The sequence below is a fragment of the Nonomuraea sp. NPDC001684 genome, assembly GCF_053596515.1.
The window spans coordinates 1-6,419 of record NZ_JBSFGJ010000498.1 but is presented as its reverse complement, the minus strand read 5'-3'; the positions used below and the strand labels follow the sequence as shown (position 1 = coordinate 6,419).

Sequence of the window (6,419 nt, the reverse complement as noted above, 5' to 3'; positions counted from 1 at the left end):
CGTTGCCGTGCGGCGTGCGCAGCACGGTGTGGACGTGGAACGGCTTGGGCGTGTCGTAGTCGAGGAAGACGCCGCGGTGGTGGTCGAGCTCGGCGACGATCACCGGTGACTGCAGCCGGTAGTAGAAGACGTCGCCCGGCCGGTGGCCGCCGATCCAGCAGAACCAGGTCTCGTCGAGGTGCGCGGCGATCTCGCGCAGCCGGGCGGCGCGCGGCCCCGCCGGGAGCAGGCCGACGAACGACTCGGCGACGGCCAGCGCGTGCTCCCGGGCCGCCGCGGGCATGGCGGCGACCGGCACCCCCTCGAACGGGATCACGCGGTTGTCCTGGAACGCCCCGGCCAGGTGGCGTTCGTCCCCCGGGTGCACCCGTCCCTCGGGCATCGCCGGGTCGACCATTAGCTCGTGGACGACGGCCTGCCGGCGCTGCTCCTCCGGCAGGGCGGCCATCAGCCGCAGGCCGCGGGCGACCCGGTCGGCGAACAGGTCGCGCAGGCCGGCGTGCGGACCGGCGTCGATCTCGTCGGGCTCGGCGCCGAGGAACACCGGCGACAGCGCCATGCGGCCCTCGACGACCAGGCAGTTGAGCGCGCAGTGGTGGCCGTAGAGCTGCCAGCCCCAGGGGGCCCGCGGGTCAGGGGTGCCGTAGAGGGCGAAGTTGTAGCTGAACTCGTTGAGTATCGTCTCCAGGCCGACCACCTCGCCCAGGAAGCCGTTGACCCGCATCACCGCGCGGACGAGCCGGCCGCCCTCCGGCGAGAGCGAGGCGACCACCAGCGCCAGCGCCTTCTCCCTGACGGCCGGAGCCCGCAGGTCCAGCCGCAGGCCGGTGTCGAACTGCATGAACTCCGGGTTGGCCCAGGTCTGCCACGCCACGTCGTCGGCGTCGTGCGAGAGGCGTTCGCGGTCCTCGTCGTCGAGGCAGGCCAGCAGGTCGCGGGCGGCCGACACCATCGCGGCGACCGGCGCCTGCTCGCCGGGGGCGGCCGGTGTCAGCGGGTACAGGCCGTCCCGCAGGACGCCGTCCTCGGTGACGCCGCGGAAGTCGTTGCCGTACAGCGGGGTCCAGCCCTCGATCAGGCCGCCGGTGAACGTCCCCGGCCTCCTGGCCAGCTCGCGGTAGGCGTAGGGGTCGAGGCCGCGTACGCCGGCCAGCCGCGGGTGGTCGTGCGGGAACAGGTACTGGCGGAACTCGCCGGGCATAGGGCTCTCCGGTCTGTCTCAGACGGTGGTGTTGTGCCGGGCGACGGCGGCCCGCACGGCGCTCTCGTCGCCGGCCGCGATCGCCTCGACCAGGTCGGCGTGGATCCGGTGGCGCAGCTCGCGGTAGCCGGCGCCGGCCGCGTCGTCGGGACGCGGGGACGCGGCGCCCAGGTGGCCGAGCGTGCCGATGTAGACGGCCCGGGCCATGGCGTTCGGGCTGATGGCGGCGATGCGCTCGTGCAGGGCCCAGTTGGCGCGCATGAAGGCGTCCCAGCCGGGCGCGGCGCGCAGCCGTCGCAGCAGGCGGCGCAGGTCGGCGACGTCCCGGCGGGTGCGGTGGCGGGCGGCGCCGACGTCGATCAGCTCCTCCAGGTGGTCGCGCAGCTCGACGGCGTCGGCGACGGTGCCCGGCTCCTCGGCGACGCCGAGCAGGGTGTGCCGCAGCCGCACCACCGGGCCGGGGTCGGCGACGAACAGCCCGCCGCCGCGGCCCGGCCGGATCTCCAGCACGCCACGGTCGCGCAGCAGCCGGACGGCCTCGCTGACCGTGGCATAACCGAGGCCCGTCTCCGCGCGCAGCGACTCCAGCGTGCCGACCGGCTCCCCGGGAGCCAGCCCGCGCGACCTGATCCGCTCGTCGAGCGCGGCGGCCAGCCGCTCGGCCCGCGTGCCCGCGCCCTGCCCGAGCGCGGCGGCCGGTTGTCCGGGCGAGGAGGAGTAGGGCATAGTCCGGATCCAACCATAAAACCTGCGAACCTTTGGCAGGTTTTTCGCCGCCGTGAGGAGATGAGCGATGAGGATCGTCGGGATCCGCCGGCACGCCGCCGAGGGCGTCGAGGCCGGCGCGTTGTCGGCCGACGGGGCCGAGGTCACCGTGCTCGCCCCGCTGGAGCGGTTCTGGGCCGGCGCGGCCGCCTTCCTGGCCCGCGAGCCGGCCGGCGAGCGGCTCCCGGTCGCGTCGGTCGCCCTCGTGCCGCCGGTGCTGCCGGAGGCCCGGGTGATCTGCATCGGGCTCAACTACCTCAGGCACGTCGCCGAGGGCTCCTACGCGGGGGAGGGCGTGCCACCGCACCCGACGCTGTTCGCCCGCTGGACGCGGTCGCTGACCGTGGGCGGCGTCCCGGTGCCGGTGCCCTCGGGCGAGGACGGCCTGGACTGGGAGGGCGAGGTGGTCGCGTACGTCGGCACGCCGCTGGTGGACGCGGACCCGGAGGAGGCGCTGGCCGCGGTCGCCGGCTACTCGGTCTTCAACGACCTCACCGCGCGCAGGGCGCAGAAGCTCACCAGCCAGTGGATCCTCGGCAAGAACGCCGACCGGTCCGGCCCGCTCGGCCCGCTGGTGCCCGCGTCCGAGGTCGGTGACCTGCGCGACGGGCTGCGGGTGCGGACCCGGGTGAACGGCGAGGTCGTCCAGGACGGGCGTACCGACGAGATGGTCTACGGCGTCGGCGACACCCTGGCGCTGATCTCGCGCACGTTCACGCTGCGACCCGGCGACCTGCTGGCCACCGGCACCCCAGCCGGGGTCGGCTACGCGCGCACCCCGCCGTGGTTGCTGCGGCCCGGCGACGTCGTCGAGGTCGAGGCAGAACGCCTCGGCAGCGTGCGCAACCCGATCGTCGGCAACGACGCGCGGGTGCTGACGGGCGCCCGAGGGGTGACCGCGCCGGAGGAGTGAAGCGCGACACTGGGGTGGTGGAGACACGACCTGTCCGCGGCGGGGCGGGGCGGCCGGGGCACCGGTTGCGCTTCGGCCCGGCCGCCGAGGGCATCGAGCGGCTGGCGGCCTCGCTCGTCGGCGAGGCGTTCGCGCCCCACCGCCACGACACGTACGCGATCGGCGTCACGCTCGCCGGCGTGCAGACCTTCCGCTACCGCGGCGAGCTGCGGCGATGCCTGCCGGGGGAGTGGCACGTCCTGCACCCCGACGAGCTGCACGACGGGGCCGCGGGCACCGATGCGGGCTTCGGTTACCGGATCTTCTACGTCGACCCGTACCTGATCCAGGAGGCGCTGGGCGGCCGGCCGCTGCCGTTCGTCGCCGACCCGGTCGTGCGGCCGGAGGGGATGTCGCCGGCGCTGCTCGCCTGGCTGCGGCACCTGGACGAGCCCCTGGAGGAACTGGCCCGGCTGGAGGTCGCGCTGCTGGTCGCGGCGGCCCTGGAACGTCACGCCGACGTCCCCGTCCGGCGGCGGCGCGACCCCCTCGCGGTCGAGGCGCTGGCACGGGTGCGCGAGCTCATCGCCGCCGACCCCGCGACCCGGCACCCGGTGGCCGAGTTCGAACGCGTCTCGGGGCTCGACCGCTGGACGATCGCCCGCCAGTTCCGCGCCGCCTTCGGCACCAGCCCGACCCGGTACCGGACGATGCGGCAGCTGGACGTGGCCCGGCGGGCGATGAGCGGCGGCCTGCCGCTGCGGGAGGCCGCGCTGCGGGCGGGCTTCGCCGACCAGAGCCACCTGACCCGCATGTTCAAGCGCGCCTACGGGCTCACCCCCGGCGAATGGACCACCGCCCTCACCTGACGCTCGGGGAATCCGCCGTGAGCCCGTCGGTCCTGGCCTCGATCGCGCGGATCACGGCCACCATGTCGAGCGTGCCGTGCCCGAGCGCCAGGGTCTCGGCGAACAGCGCGTGGCAGACGTCGATCAGCGGCGAGGCCACGCCCGACGCCCGCGCCGCCCCGGCGATGAGCCGGTTGTTCTTCAGCACGTCGGCGATGGCCGCCTGGGCGGCGAGGTCGCCGTCCAGCAGCTTGCGGACCTTCCCCCGCGACACGTCGCTGGCCATCGGGCCCGAGTCGAGCACCTGGGCGAACCTGTCCAGGTCCAGGCCGTGCCGGGCGGCGAAGTGCGCGGCCTCGGCCAGGCCGCTGACCATGGTGATCAGAAAGATGTTCACCGCCAGCTTCATCAGCAGCCCGCCCGGCACCGGGCCGCACGCGATCGTCCCGGCGCACATCGGCGCGAGCAGGGGGCCCACCTCCTCGACCGCCGCGGGCTCGCCGGCCAGCATCGCCACCAGCCGCCCGGCCTCGGCCGGGCCGCGCGAGCCGGACACGGGCGCCTCGACGTAGTCGCCGCCGGCCGCCCGCACCGCCGCGCCCAGGTCCGCCGACCACGCCGGGGACGTCGTGCCCATGTGCACCACGATCCGCCCGGCCACCATGGACGCGAACCGCGGCGTGCCGCGCCCGAGCACCGCGTCCACGGCGGCCTCGTCGGCCAGCATGAGCAGCACGACCCTGGCCCGCGCGAACACCTCGTCCGGGCTCGCCGCCACGTGCGCGCCGGCCGCCCGCAGCGGCTCGCACCCGGCCGCCGTACGGTTCCAGACCACGACCGGCGTGCCCGCCCGCACCAGGTTGAGCGCCATGGGCCGGCCCATGATCCCCAGTCCGATGAATCCCGTTCCGGCCATCCGCCCTCCCGCTCCGCGTGTCCCGCCGTCACCGTTGTAGCGGCAGGGACCGGCTCCGGTCTTGAACGGTTGTGCGGCCCGGGCCGGCGTCAGGGCGTGGTGACGTCGAGGTCGACGCTGGAGACGCCGAGCACGCCGTCGATCTCCAGCAGCTCGGTGATCAGCACCTCGACCGGCCCCGCGCCCTGGACGACGAGCCAGATCGAGATCGACTCCCGGTCCTTGCTCGGCTGGTCGCGTTCGAGGGTGAGCTCGGCGATGACGAAGCCCCTGTCGCTGCACAGCGCCAGCACCCGGCGGAGCGCGCCGTGGCGGTCGAGGTAGGTCAGGTGCAGGCGCGACTGGGCGTACTTCGAGCGGGGCAGCCGGGCGCTGAGCGGGGTGAAGCCGAACAGGACCAGGAAGTGGCCGGCGGTGACGGCGACCGCCAGCAGCCACAGTCCGGCCCCGGCGGCCATGCCGACCGCGCAGGTCAGCCAGACCACCGCGGCGGTGGTGAGCCCGCGCACCGCGTCCCGGCGGACGAAGATCAGGCCGCCGCCGATGAACCCGATGCCCGACACGATCTGCGCGGCCACCCGGGACGGGTCGAGCGTGACATGCTCGCCCAGGACGTCGGCGAAGCCGTACTTGGACACCAGCATGATCAGGGCCGAGGCGAAGCCGACCAGCGTGTGGGTGCGCAGGCCGGCGCTCTTCTGGCGGATCTCGCGTTCGAGCCCGATGGCGGCCGACAGCAGCAGGGCCAGGCCCAGTTCTCCCAGCTGGGTCCATCCTTGTCCGGCCAGTGCCGTCGTGGCGAACGCCGTCCCCATTTGCCCAGATGTCCCCGGCGTGCGGGGGTCTCACACTTTCCCGGCGAGAAGTTAGTTGCCTGACTTAGTTTCTGTGCTACGGTTCTTCTTAGTCAGGCAACTAACTAATGACTGAGGAGAACCACCATGTTCGTTGTCACGGGTGCCACCGGGAACGTCGGCCGAACGCTGGTCGGTCTGCTGGCCGAGGAGGGCCTGCCGGTCACCGCCGTCGCCCGCCGCGTCACGGAGGCCGACGTGCCGCCGGGCGTCCGGGCCGTCGCCGCCGACCTGGGCGACGTCGCGAGCCTGCGTCCGGCCCTGGCGGGTGCGGACGCGCTGTTCCTGCTGGTGGCGGGGGAGGACCCGGAGGGCGTGATCGCGGCGGCAGGGGAGGCGGGCGTGCGCAAGGTCGTCCTGCTGTCCAGCCAGGGCGCCGGGACCCGGCCGGGGGCCTACCCGCACGCCGTGCGGTTCGAGGAGGCCGTCCGCGGGTCGGGGCTGTCCTGGACGGTCCTGCGTTCGGGCGGCATGGCCTCCAACGCCTACGCCTGGGCCGAGCCCGTACGCCTGAGCCGCACCGCCGAGGCCCCCTTCGGCGACGTCGGCCTGCCCTTCGTCGACCCCGCCGACGTCGCCGCCGTGGCGGCCGCCGTCCTGCGCGAGGACGGGCACGACGGGGCGACGTACGTGCTGACCGGCCCCGAGGCCACCACCCCGCGGGACCGGGCGGCGGCGATCGCGGCGGCGCTGGGCGAGCCGGTGCGCTTCGCCGAGCAGACCCGCGAGGCCGCCCACGCGCAGATGGCGCAGGTCATGCCGCTGCCCGTGGTGGAGGGCACGCTCGCCATCCTGGGCGAGCCCACCCCCGACGAGCGGAGCGTCAGCCCGGACGTCGAGCGCGTCCTCGGCCGTCCCGCCCGCCCGTTCGCCGCCTGGGCCGAGCGCAACGCCGCCGCCTTCCGCTGACCACCGGCGACGAGCACGGCGGCGTGGCGAGACG

At 74.9% G+C, this 6,419-nt stretch carries 7 protein-coding genes; 3 read left to right on the top strand and 4 right to left on the bottom strand.

Features of this window, described 5'->3' with window-relative positions; translation table 11 throughout:
• Both ACWCSD_RS45110 and ACWCSD_RS45105 read right to left on the bottom strand, forming a co-directional pair.
• Positions 1-1,201: DUF3500 domain-containing protein (locus ACWCSD_RS45110; RefSeq protein ID WP_449924649.1), on the bottom strand; the 1,201-nt coding region annotated here is incomplete at its 3' end.
• A gap of 18 nt (positions 1,202-1,219) precedes the next feature.
• Positions 1,220-1,927, bottom strand: a complete 708-nt coding sequence (locus ACWCSD_RS45105) for a FadR/GntR family transcriptional regulator (protein ID WP_449924646.1) — start codon at positions 1,925-1,927, stop codon at positions 1,220-1,222.
• Between the two features lie 67 nt (positions 1,928-1,994).
• On the opposite strand from ACWCSD_RS45105, the gene ACWCSD_RS45100 reads away from it, so the two are divergent.
• Positions 1,995-2,879, top strand: a complete 885-nt coding sequence (locus ACWCSD_RS45100) for a fumarylacetoacetate hydrolase family protein (RefSeq protein ID WP_449924643.1) — start codon at positions 1,995-1,997, stop codon at positions 2,877-2,879.
• 17 nt (positions 2,880-2,896) lie between these two features.
• On the top strand, positions 2,897-3,727 hold the full coding sequence (locus ACWCSD_RS45095; RefSeq protein WP_397160488.1) for an AraC family transcriptional regulator: 831 nt from the start codon (positions 2,897-2,899) through the stop codon (positions 3,725-3,727).
• Here ACWCSD_RS45095 and ACWCSD_RS45090 read toward each other — a convergent pair.
• Positions 3,720-4,622: an NAD(P)-dependent oxidoreductase gene (locus ACWCSD_RS45090; RefSeq protein WP_387672801.1), complete on the bottom strand. Its 903-nt coding sequence runs from the start codon at positions 4,620-4,622 to the stop codon at positions 3,720-3,722. The genes ACWCSD_RS45095 and ACWCSD_RS45090 overlap by 8 nt on opposite strands.
• 89 nt (positions 4,623-4,711) lie before the next feature.
• Positions 4,712-5,437 (bottom strand): MgtC/SapB family protein, encoded by a 726-nt coding sequence (locus tag ACWCSD_RS45085; RefSeq protein WP_387672804.1) that lies wholly within the window; start codon positions 5,435-5,437, stop codon positions 4,712-4,714.
• Positions 5,438-5,563: 126 nt separating this feature from the next.
• Between ACWCSD_RS45085 and ACWCSD_RS45080 the strand changes: the two genes are divergently transcribed.
• The gene (locus ACWCSD_RS45080) at positions 5,564-6,385 is read left to right on the top strand and encodes an SDR family oxidoreductase (RefSeq protein ID WP_449924638.1); all 822 of its coding nucleotides are present in this window, start codon (positions 5,564-5,566) and stop codon (positions 6,383-6,385) included.
• The last annotated feature ends 34 nt before the right edge of the window (positions 6,386-6,419 follow it).